The sequence below is a fragment of the Pseudoalteromonas sp. NEC-BIFX-2020_002 genome, from assembly GCF_013002825.1.
Taxonomy (GTDB): domain Bacteria; phylum Pseudomonadota; class Gammaproteobacteria; order Enterobacterales; family Alteromonadaceae; genus Pseudoalteromonas; species Pseudoalteromonas neustonica.
The window spans coordinates 190,148-209,006 of the sequence record NZ_JABEPJ010000005.1 but is presented as its reverse complement, the minus strand read 5'-3'; the positions used below and the strand labels follow the sequence as shown (position 1 = coordinate 209,006).

The 18,859-nt window shown below is 39.3% G+C and carries 14 protein-coding genes; 8 read left to right on the top strand and 6 right to left on the bottom strand.

Going from position 1 to position 18,859, the window contains the following annotated elements; genetic code table 11:
- Positions 1 to 111 precede the first annotated feature (111 nt).
- On the top strand, positions 112 to 1,449 hold the full coding sequence (locus HJP15_RS08175; RefSeq protein WP_064435997.1) for an ankyrin repeat domain-containing protein: 1,338 nt from the start codon (positions 112 to 114) through the stop codon (positions 1,447 to 1,449).
- 424 nt (positions 1,450 to 1,873) lie between these two features.
- Here the strand turns inward: HJP15_RS08175 and HJP15_RS08170 are convergent, their stop codons facing one another.
- Genes HJP15_RS08170 through HJP15_RS08150 form a run of 5 tightly spaced genes read right to left on the bottom strand, consistent with a single transcriptional unit; the run spans position 1,874 to position 5,421 of the window.
- The gene (locus HJP15_RS08170; RefSeq protein ID WP_054205479.1) at positions 1,874 to 2,341 is read right to left on the bottom strand and encodes a DUF2069 domain-containing protein; all 468 of its coding nucleotides are present in this window, start codon (positions 2,339 to 2,341) and stop codon (positions 1,874 to 1,876) included.
- The gene (wrbA, locus tag HJP15_RS08165) at positions 2,338 to 2,892 is read right to left on the bottom strand and encodes an NAD(P)H:quinone oxidoreductase (protein ID WP_054205478.1); all 555 of its coding nucleotides are present in this window, start codon (positions 2,890 to 2,892) and stop codon (positions 2,338 to 2,340) included. Before wrbA ends, HJP15_RS08170 begins: the two co-directional genes overlap by 4 nt.
- Positions 2,892 to 3,239 carry an arsenate reductase (glutaredoxin) gene (gene arsC / locus HJP15_RS08160; RefSeq protein WP_054205477.1) on the bottom strand — a complete coding sequence of 116 codons (348 nt, stop codon included), beginning with the start codon at positions 3,237 to 3,239 and terminating at the stop codon, positions 2,892 to 2,894. Before arsC ends, wrbA begins: the two co-directional genes overlap by 1 nt.
- A 54-nt stretch (positions 3,240 to 3,293) precedes the next feature.
- Positions 3,294 to 4,754, bottom strand: coding sequence for a beta-barrel assembly-enhancing protease (gene bepA / locus HJP15_RS08155; protein ID WP_054205476.1), 1,461 nt, complete (start codon positions 4,752 to 4,754; stop codon positions 3,294 to 3,296).
- A gap of 1 nt (position 4,755) precedes the next feature.
- Entirely contained in the window at positions 4,756 to 5,421 is a 666-nt protein-coding gene (locus HJP15_RS08150; protein ID WP_064435781.1) for a hypothetical protein, read from the bottom strand.
- 157 nt (positions 5,422 to 5,578) lie between these two features.
- Between HJP15_RS08150 and HJP15_RS08145 the strand changes: the two genes are divergently transcribed.
- The 3 genes from HJP15_RS08145 to HJP15_RS08135 all read left to right on the top strand — a co-directional run bounded on the left by HJP15_RS08145 (position 5,579) and on the right by HJP15_RS08135 (position 9,235).
- Entirely contained in the window at positions 5,579 to 5,797 is a 219-nt protein-coding gene (locus tag HJP15_RS08145; protein ID WP_054205474.1) for a hypothetical protein, read from the top strand.
- The gene (locus HJP15_RS08140; protein ID WP_054205473.1) at positions 5,790 to 6,872 is read left to right on the top strand and encodes an AI-2E family transporter; all 1,083 of its coding nucleotides are present in this window, start codon (positions 5,790 to 5,792) and stop codon (positions 6,870 to 6,872) included. Before HJP15_RS08145 ends, HJP15_RS08140 begins: the two co-directional genes overlap by 8 nt.
- Positions 6,873 to 6,985: 113 nt before the next feature.
- Positions 6,986 to 9,235, top strand: a complete 2,250-nt coding sequence (locus HJP15_RS08135; protein WP_054205472.1) for an aminotransferase class V-fold PLP-dependent enzyme — start codon at positions 6,986 to 6,988, stop codon at positions 9,233 to 9,235.
- 59 nt (positions 9,236 to 9,294) lie between these two features.
- Here the strand turns inward: HJP15_RS08135 and HJP15_RS08130 are convergent, their stop codons facing one another.
- Positions 9,295 to 10,323, bottom strand: a complete 1,029-nt coding sequence (locus HJP15_RS08130) for a LacI family DNA-binding transcriptional regulator (protein WP_054205471.1) — start codon at positions 10,321 to 10,323, stop codon at positions 9,295 to 9,297.
- A gap of 348 nt (positions 10,324 to 10,671) precedes the next feature.
- On the opposite strand from HJP15_RS08130, the gene pgi reads away from it, so the two are divergent.
- From pgi to HJP15_RS08110, 4 genes are all read left to right on the top strand, one after another.
- Entirely contained in the window at positions 10,672 to 12,318 is a 1,647-nt protein-coding gene (gene pgi / locus HJP15_RS08125) for a glucose-6-phosphate isomerase (RefSeq protein WP_170173462.1), read from the top strand.
- A 258-nt stretch (positions 12,319 to 12,576) separates the two neighbouring features.
- Entirely contained in the window at positions 12,577 to 14,049 is a 1,473-nt protein-coding gene (gene zwf, locus HJP15_RS08120; protein WP_054205529.1) for a glucose-6-phosphate dehydrogenase, read from the top strand.
- Positions 14,050 to 14,052: 3 nt separating this feature from the next.
- Complete coding sequence (gene pgl, locus HJP15_RS08115) at positions 14,053 to 14,763, top strand: 6-phosphogluconolactonase (protein ID WP_054205469.1); 711 nt, start codon at positions 14,053 to 14,055, stop codon at positions 14,761 to 14,763.
- Positions 14,764 to 16,118: 1,355 nt separating this feature from the next.
- Positions 16,119 to 18,845, top strand: a complete 2,727-nt coding sequence (locus HJP15_RS08110) for a TonB-dependent receptor (protein WP_349304613.1) — start codon at positions 16,119 to 16,121, stop codon at positions 18,843 to 18,845.
- Positions 18,846 to 18,859: the final 14 nt, after the last annotated feature.

The window sequence follows — 18,859 nt, the reverse complement described above, 5'->3', positions numbered from 1 at the left end:
AATAAGCGCCTATAAATTATTATATTAAGCGCAGTGTCAGTTTGGTGTTGTTAAACTCGCGAACTGACCTTTATACCTGAGTAAGATAGACACTGGAGTTATGTTTTTTTAATGGAAAATGTACTTATTTGGCCTAAAGAATACCCGTTGTTAGTCAAAGGACTTATTGAGCAAAACGGTGCATTCATTTTGGATGCTTTAGAAGCATGGCCAGCCTGTCGCTCTAATGAAGAAGACGATGGCGTTTGTACCACTGTATTACCTCCCATCTATTATTTAACTTGGTTAACGCCACTTGAGCCATTTGAAGAGTGTTATTTTCAGCATATTTGTGAATATGACGATTCAGCACAGCATTATATTAACGCTGCAAAAAATCATTATTATGATAATGAATATACCCCAGAAAGCTTAGTGCTTATGCTTTGTCAGCGTCTTGAAAAGTATGCGAGTGTTGCCGGACAAGCTGCAATTAAAACGCCAATATCGTTGATCTCTCAACTTTTTTCTAAACGCTATTTTACGGTTATTGAGCACGCTTTATCATCAGCAAGCAAAGTGAGTGCGCAAGATGCGTTAGCTTTATGGAAAGAAGTTGATTTTCGTGAGCGTTTTAGCTGTTTTATTCCTGACTCAATTGATTCTGTTTCGCAACTAAGTGAATTGGCGGCTAAAAAAGTCGCAGGTGGTAAAGACTATTTTACTTTGCTGACTCAAGTTTCACCGGATGTTGATTCGGTCATGCTATTAGAGCAGGCCTTACTTGCTCATTTGAGTTTTAAAACTGCAAAACAGACAATGGCGATGCGCTTTATTGAACAAGGTGCAACGGGGACGTTAGCTGATGAGAATGGAAAAACGGCTTTTATGTGGGCTGTTGAGAAAGGGTATGTAAATTTGGTTCAAACGCTCTTGGAGCAACAAGATAAAAAGCAGCAAGATAGTTTAGGTAATACGGCACTACATTATGCTGTGTTTGCTAAAAATGAGCCTCTGATGGTGCTATTACTTAAATCAGGTTATGATTTTAGGACTCAAAATATTGACGGGTTAAGTTGTTATCGACTTGCTGTTAGTATAAAAGCGACACAATTAGTAAAATGCTTGGAACGTGATTTTGGTATTAAAGAGTTATCGCCAGATGGTCAGTTTACGCGAATAAAGAAAGTCCACGGGCTACATGCGATAGTTACTTTATTATTACCATTTCAGTTGTTTTTCTTCTTTGATGATTCTTTGTCAGGTAAAAGTGAAATAACGCTAACATTGACGATGTTTTCATTAGTGTGTTTTTTCTTTGCGATGAGCTTAAAGCGGTGTGCATTATATCCACATATTAAACATCCTTGGGGATTGTTTGTATTAAGGTGTTTTTCATTGTTTAGCTTAGTAGGGCAGCTAGGTTTAGCGAGTATTGTCGCGCTAGCAACGTTAAGCGGGCTCGTTTAGTTAGGGCGTGTTGACCTTTGTGGATTGGAATTCGTTCAATCTAGGGGCGATTTAATCGCGGCGCGAGGTTTGTAACCTAGCGGGCACGATAACTGCTCCTGCGTTATTCTACTGGCTCACATCCATGTGAGAATAAGTAAAAACCGAGCAAAGCTTGTGCGTCCTGCTCACGCCCCTTACCTACATCCGTGTAGGCAACAAAGAGTCAATCGCCCCTAGGAAGAACCTTTTGGGCAGCGCATGTTTGGCATTTATACTGTGTTATCGCCTATTTATGGGGAACAACCACACGACATAGGCTCTGCCTTGCCTAAATACCAAATAGACTGCTGCAAAATCAATCACGAAAGGTCAACACGCCCTAGCTTCTAAAATTAAAAACGCGCCAAATGGCGCGTTTTTAATGAGAGTACTCGAAATATATTTACTGATTTTTTCGATCGTATTCTTGCTCAGCTTTTTCTTGTGCTAATTCATCTTTTAGCTTTCTAATTTTCAATCCTAGCTCTTGGCCTCTGTGGCGTGCGTAGTAAGTGCAGCCTACAAACATCATACTTGCAAACAGCAATTCTAATAATACCCATAGCAGTTGATCTTGAGCAATCCACAGTAACGTGAGGCCATGAATGAAATACAGCATGACAATGAAATTTGCCCATGCATAAGTGTAGGGTTTATCCTGGATAATGCCTTTGAGTGGTAATAGGAGCGGTAAAATATAAACAACAAAAATAAACCCGTTGCTATAGCCTTCTCGTGGTGCAATTAGAAATAACCAAATAGGCATTAATACTAATAAGCCAATATAGCCGATAATAGCAGTGCGTTGAAAGCGTACTGTAATCGCTTTTTTAGGTATGGTTTGAGGACTTAAATCGCTTTGCGATGTCATTGTAATTTTCTCGTTATTTTGACTAAGCGTTGACCAACACTTTGACAAATTTTTATTTCATCTTTGCTCAATTGAGCGCTATTTTGAGCACCAGCAACATGAGTTGCTCCATAAGGAGTGCCACCGGTTTGAGTTGCAAGCAGTTCCGGTACTTCATAAGGCACGCCCATTAGCATCATACCGTGATGCAACAAGGGTAATGATAAGTTGAGCAACGTTGCCTCATTGCCACCATGCATACTACTGGATGATGAAAATACACAGGCTGGTTTATCAATTAATTGCCCTTTTAACCACAACTCGCTGGTTGTTTCCCAAAAAGCTTTCGCTTGTGAGGCCATCATACCGAATCGAGTCGGGGTACCAAAAGCTAGACCATCGCACTTAATCAAATCATCTTTACTGATCACGATATCGTGCGGGTCTCTTACTTCAAATGTTCGCAATAATGCTGTACCACCTTGAGATTCAATGGACTCAGCAATTTCATGAGCCATTGCTGCGACAGAGCCATGGCTTGAGTGGTACAAAACAACAATGGTTACACTCATTAAAGTATGCTTAGTACATGTTCTGGTGGACGACCAATCGCCGCTTTATCGTTATTGACGACAATAGGGCGCTCAATTAATTTTGGGTGCGCAACCATAGCGGCAATTAGAGTATCTTCATTGAGCTCATCTTTGAGGTTAAGTTCTTTATAAATATCTTCTTTGGTGCGCATTAGTTCACGTACAGAAGAAAAACCTAACTGTTTAATCAAAATGCAGATCTGCTCTTGGCTTAATGGAGTTTTAAGGTATTCAATAATATCTGGTTGAATCGATTTTTGTTCAAGTAGAGCAAGTGTTTCACGCGATTTTGAACAACGCGGATTATGAAAAATAGTAACAGGCATAGTAACAATCCAATGAGATAAAGTAGGGCTATTTTAAGGCAAGCGGCGCGAGACTTAAAGCCTCGCGAGTTCTTTTTGCATTTGTCGGTATTGCGTAAGTAATGCTTTGAGACGCTGCTGCTTATTTAATTCTTCAGGTTTTACAAAATTTAATGCTTTTTGGACTTCGTCAGCAGCTTTCAAATAAGCACCATATTGAACATATACGTCGGCATTTGCTTCATGGTAAGCGGCTAAATTGTCTTGTTTTTTAAATGTGTCAGTGATTAATTGCTTACCTAAGTTATGATTTGGTTTTTCTAATAAAAATGACTTTAATATTCGTTCGGCAACATCATATTGCTTAGCTTCTATTGCGGCATTGGCATAATTTAGTGTGATTACTTGGTTATTAGGACGATTTTGATGCAGCGGTGCTAAATATTTAACGGCATCAGCCGCTTTTTCTTGTGCAATAAGTAAGTCAGTATACGTATCAATGTAAAATAAATTCTTTGGATCGCTGGCTAGTAACTCATTTAAAATTGGTGCAGCTTCAGCAAGCTTTTTTTGATCGAGCAAACTAATACCTAAACCATAATTAAGTGCGGCAGTATTATAAAAACTGTTTTCACGAAGCAGTTTTCTAAATAAGTTTTCAGCTGCAACAGGTTCATATTGATAGCGGGCAATAGCGCGGCTTTTTGCAAGGTTGAAGTTTAAACTATCAGGTAATTGACGTTTATCAAATTGTTGGGCTCGTAGGCGTACATCAGACACGCGACTTTCAGGTAAGGGGTGTGTAAGTAAAAAGGCTGGGGGTTTATATTTGTAACGAATTTGTGCTGCGAGCTTAGTTAAAAACTCACTTGAGGCGTAAGGGTCAAACCCCGCATTATTTAGCGTTTGCATACCAATACGATCGGCTTCTTGCTCGGCTGAGCGGCTATGAGTCAATTGGCTGAAGGCCGCTTGTGTTTGATTGGCTGAAATAATCGCTAGGCCAGCATCAGGAGACACGACAGTTGCAAGAATACCAGCGATCATCCCCGCTATTGTCAGGGCACTATTATCTTGTTGTTGCTGGATCCGACGTGCTAGATGGCGTTGGGTTACGTGGGCTATTTCGTGGCCAAGTACAGATGCAAACTGACTTTCGTTATCTGATTGTGCTATTAAACCTGTATGTACCCCGACATGACCACCATAAAAAGCAAAGGCATTTATTTCGGGGTTATTTATCCAAAAAAATGAAAATGGAAAACGTACATCACTGGCACTGGCAACTAATTTACGGCCAATTGTTGTTAAGTATTCATCTAAAACGGGATCACTTACTACCGGTGATGAACCACGAATTTGCATCATCATTACTGCACCGATTGCTTGTTCTTTTTCAAGCGGTAAAGCTTGCAGCGCTGATGTGCCAAGATCAGGAAGTTTAAAGCTGGTTTGCGCCTTTAATGGTTCACTGATCAGGATACTAAACGTTAAAAAGGCACTGAATAGTGTAATAAAGACTGATTTTAGCTGCATTTTATTCCTTGTTAAGATTTTCACCGAGCATGAGTTTAGCAATATCAATTTCATCACTGCATGCGCGACTGTCTTTTTCGCATAATTGGTATAACTCTTTTATTGTGACTCCATCAAGCTTTACTACGTTCAATTCTCGTTGTAAAAAATTAATAATTTTATGGACTACCTTATGCGCATGAAGGATGACGGCTTTATCGGCTTTGTCACCACGCTCAAAATAAAAACCAATAAATTTATGTAACTGGTTAATGCGGATCAGGTTTTTCATTGAATGGGGATCCCATACATTAAATTCCATAAAACGATTGTCTTTGACATATTGATCAATGGTCACATCTTTAGCATAGGGTAATGCCCATAATTCAAAACCACGATCTGTGAATACTTGATGTAATGCAATTCGAGGTTTTTTGTCGCAGTGAATTTCGCCAACAGAGTCCTCATGGCCATCGAGTAAATCGATATTCCAATTACGTTTATCAATTAACCTTTTCACCGCATTGTCAAAGCCGTGTTCAAGAATACCTTCCGCCTCACTCACCGAGGATGCCACAAGATGATAAAAAGGGGGAAGCTCTCCCCAGTTTATTTGTTTTTTATACCAGTTAATCTCTTTGAGAGTTGGATTACTGGGTAGTTGCGCTTTATTATGCGTGCCAGGCATTAACCTATCCTTACTACAAACTATGCTATAAGGATAAACCATTGTGATGTTTGTTTTAAGGAAAAGTTACTTTTGTTATTGTCAGCTATGGTATAAGGCGTGTGGTTACTTAAGTTATGGGACTAATTGTTTATTTCAGCAGGTATAATTATTCACTATGTTAAAGCAGGATTTACGTGTATTTAAATGCCCGCAGCAATTTATTCAGTTTAAATTAGGGTTACGGCAGGCATTATTAGCTCAGCAAACTATTGAATTTAGAATATTGGAACAACAACCGATTCAAGATATTGAACGGTTTTTACAGAAAAATAATTATCAATATAAATTAGAACAACAGCATGGGTTGTTAATCGTGGAGCCAAATTGTGTTTGAATATGTAAAAACGTGGTACGAAAGGAAGTTCTCAGATCCACACTCTGTTACCTTGCTATTTTTATTAATCGCTTTAATGGCGATGTTTTATTTTTTTGGCGCATTTATTGTTCCGGTGTTAGTGGCATTGGTAATTGCCTATTTACTTGATTGGCCAGCTGCACATTTAGAACGACTTGGCTTACGTCGCTTTACGGCCACGGTTATTGTAATGCTCATATTTACGGGCCTTATGCTAACTCTGATCATTGGTATTGGTCCTGTACTTTGGCAACAAACAAGTAACTTGGTACAAGAAACGCCGCATATGATTGAGCAAGGAAAGTCATTTTTGCTTCATTTACCACAGCAATACCCAAGTTTAATAAGCGAAGAACAGGTCAAATCAGTTGTAACAAGTGTTGAAGCAAAAGCAATCGATTTTGGGCAAGTGCTGCTCTCTTTTTCGCTGACGTCATTAAAAGATGTTGTTGCTTGGCTTATTTATTTAATCTTGGTGCCACTATTGGTCTTTTTTATGCTCAAAGATAAGCTTGAGCTAGTTAAAAGTGCAGAAAAATTAATCCCCAAACAGCGCCGTTTAATTTTGCAGGTTTGGCATGAAATGAACCAGCAAATCATGAATTATATTCGCGGTAAGGTATTTGAAATTCTTATAGTTGGTTCGGTATCGTTTGTTGCATTCACTATTTTTGATTTACGTTATGCAGCATTACTAGGTGTATTGGTGGGTTTTTCTGTGTTGATCCCGTTTGTGGGAGCTGCACTTGTGACTATTCCTGTCGCTGCTGTTGCGTTATTTCAATTTGGTTTAGAAACCCATTTTTGGACTATACTTATTGTGTACGGCATCATACAGGCACTTGATGGTAATGTTTTAGTGCCATTGTTGTTCTCTGAGGCTGTTGATTTAAATCCGGTGTTTATTATTGTAGCCGTATTATTTTTTGGTGGGTTATGGGGTTTTTGGGGCGTATTTTTTGCTATTCCATTGGCATCGTTGGTAAAAGCGTTGCTCAATGCATGGTCAACTAAATATGAAGACCAAGAGAGCGAAAAAACTAATCAGCTTTAGTCTTAAATAGCATAGAAAACGCACTTGACTAACTAATTGATTCTTACGCGGCCCATTAATTTTAGGTAGAATGGGTTATAAGATATATCTTTTAGTAATATGGTGCGTTTTTAATGTCTGACTTATTATTACCTACTGACTCATCGTCACAAATTTACCTTGATGCAAACGCAACGACGCCGGTACTTCCGTGCATAGCAGAAGTCGTCTCACACACTATGCAAATTTGTTTTGGTAACCCCTCATCCTCACACATCACTGGTATTCAAGCTAAACACTTATTAGAGCAAACACGGCAAAAAGCGCGTGATGTTATAGGTGCTCAGCTAGGTGATATATTATTTACGTCAGGGGCTACGGAAGGTATTCAAACGGCCGTTGTATCTACCCTAATAGCGGCTAAACAGCATACTAAGAAAAACCCTGTTTTACTGTATGGGGCAACAGAACATAAAGCGGTACCAAATACCTTATTGCATTGGAATGCTGTTTTGGGTATTAACGCCACTTTGCTGGCAATCCCGGTATCGAGTGAGGGGATTTTAGATTTAGATTTTATTGCACAATACGCCAGTGATGCACTGATGATTTGTACTATGGCCGTTAACAATGAAACAGGCGTTTATCAAGATTTAAGCGCAATTGAAGCAGTGATACGTGCTCACAATACAGAAGTCGCTTGGATGGTCGATTGTGTCCAAGCTCTAGGTAAAACCGCCTTAGCACTGAGTGATACAACGATTGACTATGCACCTTTTTCAGGCCATAAACTGTATGCTCCCAAAGGAATTGGCGTGTTATACATTCGCCAAGGCAGTGCATATACACCTTTTATTGCTGGTGGCGGACAAGAAAGTGGAATGCGCTCGGGTACAGAAAACTTACCTGGGATCGCCGGACTCAATAAACTTTTTTCGTTATTGCTCGACAAAGCAGACAATACATTTAAATCTATCGAGGTTTTAAATAGTTATCGTAAACAGCTGCATCAGGCATTGGTGGATACCTTTGGTAACTTAACCTTTAATCATGCTTTTGAATTGTCGGTGCCAACGACGTTAAACTTTTCCATTGACGAGCTCACGAGTAAAGAAATTATGGATTTATTTGATGCCGCAGGGATCCGTATTAGTGGTGGCTCCGCGTGCAGCTCTGGTGCAAATCGTAGTTTTGTGTTAGATGCTATGGGGGTAAGTGATTGGCGCAGTGAAAACGCAATTCGCTTATCATTTGGCCCAGCCACAACGGCGGCTGAAATTGATCTTGCGTGTGAGAGAATTCGATCATTAAAACCGATTCTTGAGGCCAACTGTTTAGTGGTTTCTGATTCAGCATTCCCGTTGCAAGAAGCATGTGCATTAGGGCTAACACAATTTAGACATCAAGGAGCGTGTTGCTGGCTTTACGTTAGCCAAGACAAGCAAGCGGTCATTATTGATCCTATTATTGAGCTTATTCCACGTCTTGAAAAAATAGTCCATACACAAAATTTAACGGTGGCAGCTATTTTAGATACCCATGCCCACCAAGAGCGCAGTGGTGCAATAACCTTACTCGCACAAGCGCTGAGATTCAGCCTTGAGGCTGAACATCAGCTAGGGTGGCCTGTGCATCAAACTGCCATAGAATTACCTGAGTGCACAATTGAACGAGTCGCGACACCAGGGCACAGTGTAGATAGTGTTAGTTATTTATTGCGATGTAATCAATCTAAGCAAGTACGTTTTTGTTTTTGCGGTGATTTACTGTTACCTGCGGGACTTGGTAATACCGCAATAGATGGTGGCGATGCCTTAGTAATGGCGTACTCTTTACGCCAATTATCACAACGTTTAGATAATGCGACGGTAATGTGTTCTGGTCATGATTATCAACAATGTTTTGCGATTAATTGGCAAGTTCAGCAACAGCAAACACCGCTATTGCATGCATTGTTAGTTAATGAATTAAGTGATGCTGAGTTTGCTAGTAAAAAAAGTCACAGCGATGAATCTAACTTATCGAAATTTGCAACCTTGTGTGGGTATGCTGATAGTTTGCAACATAGCACTGCGTATGAACTAAATGCGGCACAAGCAAAAGACATGTTAGCTACAAATGATGTAACCTTAATTGATACTCGTGAACCGTACGAACATGGTGCAAATAATATTCCTCAATTGTTTTCAATCAAGCCTGCGCGAGTGATGAATATACCGCTAAGCAGGATGGCAAACGCGTTAGTTGACGGGCAATTAAACCCACGAGGTAAATATATCTTACTGTGTCGCAGCGGTAATCGTTCAAAGCAAGCCGCCACTAACTTATCTCAGCTTGGTTTTACGGATGTTTATAATCTCAGCGGTGGGATGGCATTGCTATAAAATAGCAAAGTGTTAATAATTAAGACGCTTAAAAGCGTCTTAATTATAGTAGTGAAGGTTTATTGTTTTGGTCCAGAGCTTTCACGGATCACGATTGACGGTGTAAATGAGGTAATAATTTCTTTATCTTGATTACGTGCGCCACGCGTTTTAGTAAACAATAAACGCGCTGCGTGCTGCGAAATAACATCATTTGCTTGATGCGCAGTGGTGAGCTTTGGCCAAGTTTGACGTGAGAATGGCGAATCCTCAAATCCTGTGATAGATAGTTGCTCCGGGATTTGAATCCCCATTAGACGAGAAGCAAAGAGCGCGCCAGCGGCCACTTCATCATTGCCGCCTAAGATAGCAGTAATTGCTAATTCATTATTGTCTTTAAGTAATGCTTTAGCACCCTCGACCCCAGATTCAAAAGAATATTTTCCGTCATATAAAAAAGCAGCATTGAGCGGCGTATCAAAATCGACGAGTGCTGCTTTATAGCCTTCAAGGCGTTCACTGGTTGACTTATGTTCTTTATCACCACAGATAAAACCGATGTTTGTATGGCCATGCTTTAGAAGATGTGTGGTAATTTCATAAGCTGCTTTATAATCGTTTACATAGATACAGGTATCTTGATCATCATCTGTAGGGCGACCTGAAAGAACGCGCACATAATGAATTTTTAATTCATCTAATAAATTGGTAATTTTACTATGCTCAGAAAGCGGTGGTGTAAGTACGAGCCCTGCCAAACGAGAACGTTTGATCATCGTAATAAACTCTTCTTCCATTTGAGAATCTGTGTAGCTGCATGGATGGATAACTAATTCATACCCTTCTTCTTTACAACGTGAAAGTACACCATTTTGCATATCAATTACATAGTAAGCATTAGGATTGTCATAAACTAACCCGACAGTAAACGACGAAGTACCCGCTAGGTTTCTTGCTGCTAGGTTAGGCTGATAATTAAGTTCTTTGACAGCATCCATGACTATATCGAAGGTTTTTTTACGAACAGAAGGTTCTTTATTAATTACTCGTGATACGGTTTTCATTGAAACCCCCGCGAGTTTTGCTACATCATTTATAGTTACTTTCATACAGTTGCTTATTAGGTTGTTGTTTTAATGTTGTCATGAACGCGAGAAGAAAGCAGATCGCGTATTTATACTAGTATGCGTCATCAATTCTTCATCAGAACCAGTTAGTGTATCTAAAGTTAGTAGAAAAGAGCAGTAAAATAATTGAGATAAATTATATGATACCGGTGTCAAAAGAGTAAAAGTACGTTATTATCTCGATTGTAAAATTTAAAAGTAGAATATTGACAGCGTTGTCATTTTAACTTATCGTTAACTTACTTTGTAGGTTAATACACTATCATTCTAGTCTTTCTATATAAAGATAGTTATAAATCAGATTGTTGCAAGTTTAAGGGGATGTTAAATATGAGTTGTCGTTCACAGTTAGCTAGTTGGCAAGCATTAAAGTTAAGTGCAAATAAGATGAAAGAAACACATCTTAAAGATTTATTTGCTAAAGACAGCACACGGTTCGAGCAATTTTCAACTCAAATCCCAGGAGTTTTGTTTGATTATTCAAAACAACAAGTTGATAACAATGTTTTTGAACAGCTTATTACACTTGCAAAAGAGTGCGACATTACTCGCTGGCGCGAAAAAATGTTCAGCGGTGAAAAAATCAATATTACCGAAGGTCGTGCAGTCCTTCATACGGCACTGCGCAATCGTGCAGAATCATCATTAATTATAGATGATGAAAATGTCAGTTCAGTTGTCAATGCTGAATTACATAAAATTAAGTTGTTCGTTGAAAAAGTTCGCAACGGACAGTGGTTGGGTTATACAGGCAAAACAGTTAAAGATGTAGTGAGTATTGGCGTAGGTGGTTCAAACCTTGGGCCTCAAATGGCTACTGAAGCCTTAAAAAGCTACGCTGATGACACCTTAAAAGTACATTACATTTCAAATGTTGATGGTGTACAAATTGCTTCAGTGCTTAAAAACATCGATCCAGAAACCACATTGTTTGTAATCTCATCTAAAACATTTACAACATCAGAAACGATGACCAACGCCAAAACGGCCGTTGAATGGTTTTTAGATTCAGCCAATGATAAACAAGCAATAGCCAAGCATTTTGTCGCAGTAAGCACAAATTTAGAGAAAACCGCTGCATTTGGTATTGCCAATGAAAACGTATTCACTATGTGGGATTGGGTAGGCGGTCGCTTTTCATTATGGAGTGCGATAGGATTACCCATTGCGTTATATTTAGGCTTTGATGCATTTGAAGCAATACTAGAAGGTGCGTTTGAAATTGATGAACACTTTCAGAGCGCAGCATTCGAAGAAAATATCCCCTTACTCATGGCGTTACTGAGCGTATGGAATACCAGCTTTTTAGGCTATGAGTCGCAGGCTATATTACCTTATGATCAGGCGTTACATATGTTGCCTGCATATTTGCAGCAAGGTGAAATGGAAAGTAATGGTAAACATGTAAATTTTGAAGGTAACAAAGTTGCATACACGACTGTGCCAATTATATGGGGTATGACAGGGATAAATGGCCAACATGCTTTTTATCAATGTTTGCATCAAGGTAACGTCGTTGTCCCAGCTGATTTTATTGCATCTGTAGAGCCTCAAGTAAGTGTTGGCGAGCACCATGATATATTATTATCTAACTTCTTCGCTCAAACAGAAGCGTTGATGATGGGTGTTGATGCACAACAAGTGCATTCAGATTTAACCGCAAAAGGTAAATCAGAAGCCGAAATAGCACAGTTATTAAACCACAAGATACATCAAGGTAATCGTCCATCGACATCGATGTTATTAGATAAAGTAGATGCTAAAGCGGTTGGCCGATTGATAGCCTTATACGAGCATAAGATTTTTTGCCAAGGCATCATATTAAATGTTTGTTCTTTTGATCAATGGGGTGTTGAACTCGGTAAAGGCCTAGCCTCAAAAATTGAAGCCGAGTTACTTGATGATCATATTAATCATCCACATGATAGTTCGACAAATGGCTTAATGGCGTATTACAAGCAACATCGAACGCAGTAGAAAATTCGCACAGTTTACAACTGTGCAACCAAATACCTTTGAACGGGTAGCGCTGGAGTTCTTAGGGCCTGTATATTTGTGAGAGGATATACAGAGCCCCTAAGACTCATTTTATAACAGCTATAATAACAAGCGAATTCAACAGGCTTTTTCTCGAATATGATGCTAAAAGCTGACATCACCTAAACAACAGAATGTATGCCTGAACTGTTAAATGAGCAGTCGACAACAGGGCATAGCAAACGTAGAGAGTCAATTATGCTAAATCCTTTTGATATTGTAATTTTTGGGGGCGGCGGTGATCTTGCATTGCGCAAATTACTACCTGCAATGTATCGCGCATATCAAGAAGGCAACTTACCACAAGGTTCGCGTATTTTACCGACCGTTCGTGAAGAAAGTAAACGTGCAGAATATATAGAGACAGCGCACGAAGCGCTAAAAGAATTTTTGAGCAAAGGCGAGTTTAATGCTAAAGACTGGAAAGCATTTTCAGCGTGCTTAGTACCAGTCGTAACAAACGTTACAGAAGCGGATGATGACTGGGATAAGTTAAAAGCGATACTAGATGAGCACGATGTAAGTAAATCACGTGTATTTTATCTATCACTTCCACCTGCTGTGTATGGTAGCTGCTGTGAAATACTATCAAGTAAAGGTCTGATCACTGAGACGTCTCGTGTAGTTGTTGAAAAGCCAATCGGATATTGCGGTAATTCAGCAGAAGAGATCAACGCAAAAATTGCTGAATTTTTTAAAGAAGATCAAATTTTCCGCATCGATCATTATCTCGGTAAAGAAACAGTACAAAACTTAATGGCACTGCGTTTTTCAAATTCATTATTTGAAAATATGTGGGATGCTAAATCAATTGATAATATCCAAATTAGCTTATCAGAGACCGTTGGCCTTGAAAGCCGTGCAGGGTTTTATGATAAAGCCGGCGCTTTGCGTGATATGGTGCAAAATCACTTATTACAATTACTATGCTTAGTGGCTATGGAGTCACCAAATAAACTTAATGCGAATAGTATCCGTACTGAAAAGCTAAAAGTATTAGAGTCATTACGACCACTGATGTCTACGGATGTAGATGACAATATTGTTCGTGGCCAATATGTCCCAGGTGACTTGGATGGAAAAATTGTCCCAGGTTACTTAGAAGAGCTAAATGAAGGTTCAAGTAAAACAGAAACTTTCGTTGCCATTCGTGCGCATATTGATAATTGGCGTTGGGCTGGTGTGCCATTTTACCTGCGTACAGGTAAACGTATGGCAAAGCGTTGTGCCGAGATTGTGGTTGAATATAAAAAAGTATCACACAATGTATACGGTGATAATGTTGGCAAAATTGAACCTAATCGATTGGTTATTCGCTTGCAGCCAGAAGAGACTATTCAGCTAACTTTGATGTCGAAACGTCTTGATAACTTAGAGATGCAATTAGAGCCGGTAACGATGAACATTGAGCTTTCACAAGCTTATAGTAATGGTTTTCATTCTGATGCGTACAAACGTTTAATGCTTGATGCTGCAGCCAATAACCCATCGCTATTCATTCACCGTGATGAAGTTCGTCAAGCCTGGAAGTGGATTGATCCTATTGTTGAGCGTTGGCAAGAAAAAGGGAATCCATCATTATACCGTGCAGGTAGTTGGGGGCCTGATGATGCTGATGAATTATTAGCTGAAAAAAATCATGTTTGGTTTAACACTGGCGATAAGGCGTAAGTAATGGCGACTATTGTAGAGAAATTTTTTGATTCAAAAGATGCATTAACAGCAGAGCTCTCAGCAACGCTTGAACAAAGTTTGATCAGCGGAATTGAGGCTGATGGACGTGCTGTGCTTATGGTATCAGGGGGCTCATCACCTGCTCCTGCTTATAAGCACTTATCAAACCTAGAACTAGATTGGAAAAATATTGATGTTGCTATGGTTGATGAGCGTTGGGTTGATACAGAACATGACAAAAGCAATGAAGTGTTTATAAAAAGCACTTTATTACAAAACCATGGGGCAGCAGCTAACTTCGTGACTATGAAAAATAGTGCAGTAACTGCTGAGCAGGGCATCGCAAAATGTGAAGCGGCATACCAACAACTGAAACGCCCATTTGATGTAACTATTTTAGGAATGGGGCCGGATGGCCACACCGCGTCATTGTTTCCACATGCAGATGGTTTGCAAAATGGCCTGGAAACTCCACAATTAGTGTGTGCAATTAATGCCATAAAAAGTGATGTGACAGGTGATATTACACAGCGCATGACTTTAACGTTATCAGCAATTGCACAATCGAAAGTTGTTAAACTATTGATTAGTGGCGAAGAGAAACTAGCAGTGTATAAAGCCGCGAAAGCAGGTGGTGATGTTAATGATATGCCACTTCGCGCTATTTTAAATCACCCTACAATTAATATAGAAGTTTATTGGGCCCCTTAACTTGCTGTATTACCCAAGCCACCGCAAGGTGCGAGTTTCAGTTGGAATTAAAAGCGATTTAGGCAAGGCATTGATTGCAAGTAATAGTGGCGCTATTGTTAAAATCAATCCCTTATAAAAGTGACGCAGTATAAATCGCTTTTAAACCAACCCGTTGGGCGTTTTACAGGGACTTACTCTCATCGTTGTTACTTCTTAAAAGGGATTGCCATTGTTGCAAAGTAGCGCCTTGACATTAATCCCCAATGAAACGTTGAATTTTGCATCTTGAGGTGGCTTGGGTATATTAGCCTGAGCTAGATTAATTATTAAAAAGCAGACCAGCAGGTCTGCTTTTCTATTTTAGCGTTAGAGTTTTTGCAGAAAATCCAGAGCGTTTCTGGGTTATTTAGATTAACTGCTTAGATTAACAGCAATGGATAACTGTTCTCGTAGGTCTTTTATTCTTTATTAGGGCGTGTTGACCCTTGCGGATTAAAGCTCGTTCAATTCACGGGGGATCGCGTCGCGAGGTTTGTAATCGAGTCGACTAAGTAAAAGCCGAGCAAAGCTCCCACGTCCTGCTAACGCCCGATAAGCACGTTCCTCCTGTAAAGCTTTAACAACAGCCGAACAACTGTCCAATTAGTAAATATCAAGTAGCCATACCCACTGAGCTGTAATTAACAGCTTTAATGCTGAGGTTTTATTTAGATTCAACCAGTTAAGTGTCCTTAAATTGGATAAAGTATCGTTATGTTAACGCCTATAAGCCTCTTGAGTATAACGAAAAGACAATTGCAGAAAAGGACCAACAAAAGGTTGTATTTTTTGTGGAAATAAAGGTAGACATAAGTCGAATAGGAACCTATAATTTAAAAATGACAACGCTGTCATTGGTAATGATAATTATTTGCGCCCCTTGAGTTATTTTATTTGCCCTAATCTAACTATTTATCATATAACCATGAAGCAGTGGACTTTTTGAATGAAAGACACAGTTACACTCTTCCAACTAGTTAGTTGATGTTTCATTTTGTGTGTGAAAGCACATCAAAATGGAACGTTTTTTTTACACTTTAGTCAGTTTTTCCTTGTTTATTACCTTAAATCACTCCATATATTTTCTCTTTTTGAACTTAATCATGGTATATTTGTCACGTTAAAATGTAACAAATCATAAATACTCTATTTTAAATTTATTTATTTTCAATTGGTTATGTTTTTTAGGTTGCTTTTTTTTCAAAAACTCACCAAAAAGATGTAGCACAATTGTAATTTAGAGTGTATGGTTTGTTACTAGATGACAACGCTGTCATCATCACTGGGCAGAAGTGATAAATAAAAAACCAACAAAATGATTCAAGGGGAATCCTGTGTTAGCTAAAAATTTAAAAAGAAGCTTATTAGCAGTAAATATCGGCCTTATTATGAGTGCCGGATTCACTGGTGCTGCATTCGCAGCTGAAGAAACTAAAGTTCAAGAAGATTTAGAAGTAATTGAAGTACGTGGTATTCGCCGCTCATTAGAAGCATCGATGAACACAAAACGTTTTGCAGACGGTGTTGTTGATGCAATTACAGCTGAAGATATTGGCAAATTCCCTGATAAAAATGTTGCTGAAACACTTGCGCGTATTCCAGGTGTTACTATCGATCGTACATTTGGTGAAGGCCAAGGTGTAACTATTCGCGGTGTTCAGCCTGACCAAAATTTAACGCTATTGAATGGTCAAGCAGTAGGTACATCTCAATGGTTTGTACTTTCTAATGCTACACGTAACTTCAATTTTGAATTACTTGCTTCTGAAATGATCGGAGGCCTTGAAGTATATAAATCGGCACAAGCAGATATAGATGAAGGCGCATTGGGTGGTACTGTTATCATGCGTACTCGCAAACCACTTGATTTAGACGCTAATACAATTAGCGGTTCTGTAGAAATGCAGTATGGTGACCTAGGCGAAGAATGGGATCCTGGCGTGTCAGGTCTTTATAGCTGGAAAAATGACTCTGAAACATTTGGTGTTTTAGTAGCTGCATCATTACAAAAGCGTACCGTTCGCCGTGAAACAAATGAAGATTTTGGTTGGTTTGGTCCTTCTGTTGGACGCATCGAAGGTGCTTTAGAAGCTCCTAAAGGCGCGACAGAGAAAGGAGCTTTACCATGGGGTATGGGTTCTGCAGTGTTTGAGCAAGAGCGTGAACGTTTAGGTTATGATATCACTGCACAGTGGGCCCCAACCAGCGATTTAGACATGACACTTCACTATTTCAGCTCAAAAATGAAAGCTGATAATGTAAACTCAAACCTAATTGGTATTGGTTTCCGTGGAGTTGCCTTTTTAGGTGAAGATACTAATGCTGGTACTTCAAATAACAACATTGTTGAATCATTAGCAGTAACAGGTTTACCAAACCGTCCAGGTTGGGCTCGTCATATGGCTTACGATAATATTTATCGTGACGGAAGTGAAATGTCTACAGAGGTTATCGACTTTGAAGGTAACTACACAATGGAAACTGGTAAGCTTCATTGGCAAATTGGTAAAACAGAAGGTAAGGGTGATAACCGTGATTTCTTTACTGAATTCTGGGTAGATGCTGCGGATCCTGAAGCGGCATTTAATTTCACTAATCCAGGTGGAACAGCTCCTGCAAATGATTTTACTACAGCAAGCCCATGGTTACAAAACCCAGGCGACCAATTTTGGTTGGGTGGTATCTTTGATCAGTACAATGAGACAACAGATAAAGAAAGCTATCTACAGTTAGACTACAGTTGGTATGTGGATTTCGGCCCTATTTCTGAATTGAAATTTGGTGGTAAGTACCGTGACCGTTCAATGGAACAAAATCGTTGGAAAACAGATCTTCAAGGTTTAGCACCTATTGGCGCTGACAGTTTAGGTCCTGCAAGTGATTATTGGACTGGCGGTATGCAAACTATTAGCCATAGTAACACTAACTCACCTTCACAAACTTATTTCACACCTGACCGTGACTTAATGTACTCAGCTTTATATAACGTTGCCGAATGTACAGAGACAAGTATTACTATGTGTCGTAATACAAACGTACGTGATTCAGCATCTTCTTTTGTAGTTGATGAAGAAATTACAGCGTTATATGCAATGGCTAAGTTCAATGTTGAAGGTATTCGCGGTAACTTCGGTTTACGTTATGTAACAACAGATGTAACTTCTTCAGGTAATGACATCAATACCGGTGGTAATGTTTCATTTGATAGCAGTTACAGTGAGTGGCTACCAAGCCTTAATGCTGCATATGATGTAAGTGATGATATTATTATTCGTGTTGCCGCTAGCCGTGGTTTAACTCGTCCAGCGCCTTTCCAAGTTGCCCCTGCCGTTAATTTAACACCAGAGACAAGCTCGGGTTCAGCTGGTAATCCTAGCCTAGCACCGCTAACGTCTGCGAATTATGAGATTGGTGCTGAGTGGTATTTTGACGATGCTTCTTTATTCAGCATCACAGGCTTTAAAAAGGACATCAGTAACTTTATATATACTACAACCATTGCTAAAGAAATTGCAGGTGTACAAATCAACCAGCTAAGCACACCTGTTAATGGTGGTAGTACTGGTATTGAGGGTTTAGAGCTTCAACTTCAACATGACTTTGGTAATGGCTTTGGTGCATATGTAAACTATACTTACACAGATGTTCAAGATGCTAAAGTATCAGAAGCAGTACCTGTTAATGATGCTGATGGTAATGTTATTGGTGCTACTTCAAGTGAGCGTTCTGTACGTTTACCTAATGCCTCTAAAAATTCATATAACTTAGGTGCATTTTATGAGACAGATTCATGGAGCACTCGAATTAACTACAACTACCGTAGTGAGTATTTCTTATCTCAAGCTGAAATTGGTAATAACTTCCGCGATGAACAATCTCAAGTGGATGCTCAATTCAGTTATAACATTACAGAAGAGATTTCTGTTAAGTTTGAAGCATTGAACTTAACCAATGAAATTATTGAGAATTACTACGAGCGTTCTACCGATGGTGCACGCTTAGGTGGTACTCAAATCTCTAATGGCCGCCGCTATTATGTTGGTGCAACCTTTAACTTTTAATAAGTTTTAGTATA

Excerpts from the sequence above, each read along its gene's own strand:
- HJP15_RS08175 (WP_064435997.1), top strand. The coding sequence starts at position 112 with ATGGAAAATGTACTTATTTGGCCTAAAGAATACCCGTTGTTAGTCAAA.
- HJP15_RS08170 (WP_054205479.1), bottom strand. The coding sequence starts at position 2,341 with ATGACATCGCAAAGCGATTTAAGTCCTCAAACCATACCTAAAAAAGCG.
- wrbA (WP_054205478.1), bottom strand. The coding sequence starts at position 2,892 with ATGAGTGTAACCATTGTTGTTTTGTACCACTCAAGCCATGGCTCTGTC.
- arsC (WP_054205477.1), bottom strand. The coding sequence starts at position 3,239 with ATGCCTGTTACTATTTTTCATAATCCGCGTTGTTCAAAATCGCGTGAA.
- bepA (WP_054205476.1), bottom strand. The coding sequence starts at position 4,754 with ATGCAGCTAAAATCAGTCTTTATTACACTATTCAGTGCCTTTTTAACG.
- HJP15_RS08150 (WP_064435781.1), bottom strand. The coding sequence starts at position 5,421 with ATGCCTGGCACGCATAATAAAGCGCAACTACCCAGTAATCCAACTCTC.
- HJP15_RS08145 (WP_054205474.1), top strand. The coding sequence starts at position 5,579 with ATGTTAAAGCAGGATTTACGTGTATTTAAATGCCCGCAGCAATTTATT.
- HJP15_RS08135 (WP_054205472.1), top strand. The coding sequence starts at position 6,986 with ATGTCTGACTTATTATTACCTACTGACTCATCGTCACAAATTTACCTT.
- HJP15_RS08130 (WP_054205471.1), bottom strand. The coding sequence starts at position 10,323 with ATGAAAGTAACTATAAATGATGTAGCAAAACTCGCGGGGGTTTCAATG.
- pgi (WP_170173462.1), top strand. The coding sequence starts at position 10,672 with ATGAGTTGTCGTTCACAGTTAGCTAGTTGGCAAGCATTAAAGTTAAGT.
- zwf (WP_054205529.1), top strand. The coding sequence starts at position 12,577 with ATGCTAAATCCTTTTGATATTGTAATTTTTGGGGGCGGCGGTGATCTT.
- pgl (WP_054205469.1), top strand. The coding sequence starts at position 14,053 with ATGGCGACTATTGTAGAGAAATTTTTTGATTCAAAAGATGCATTAACA.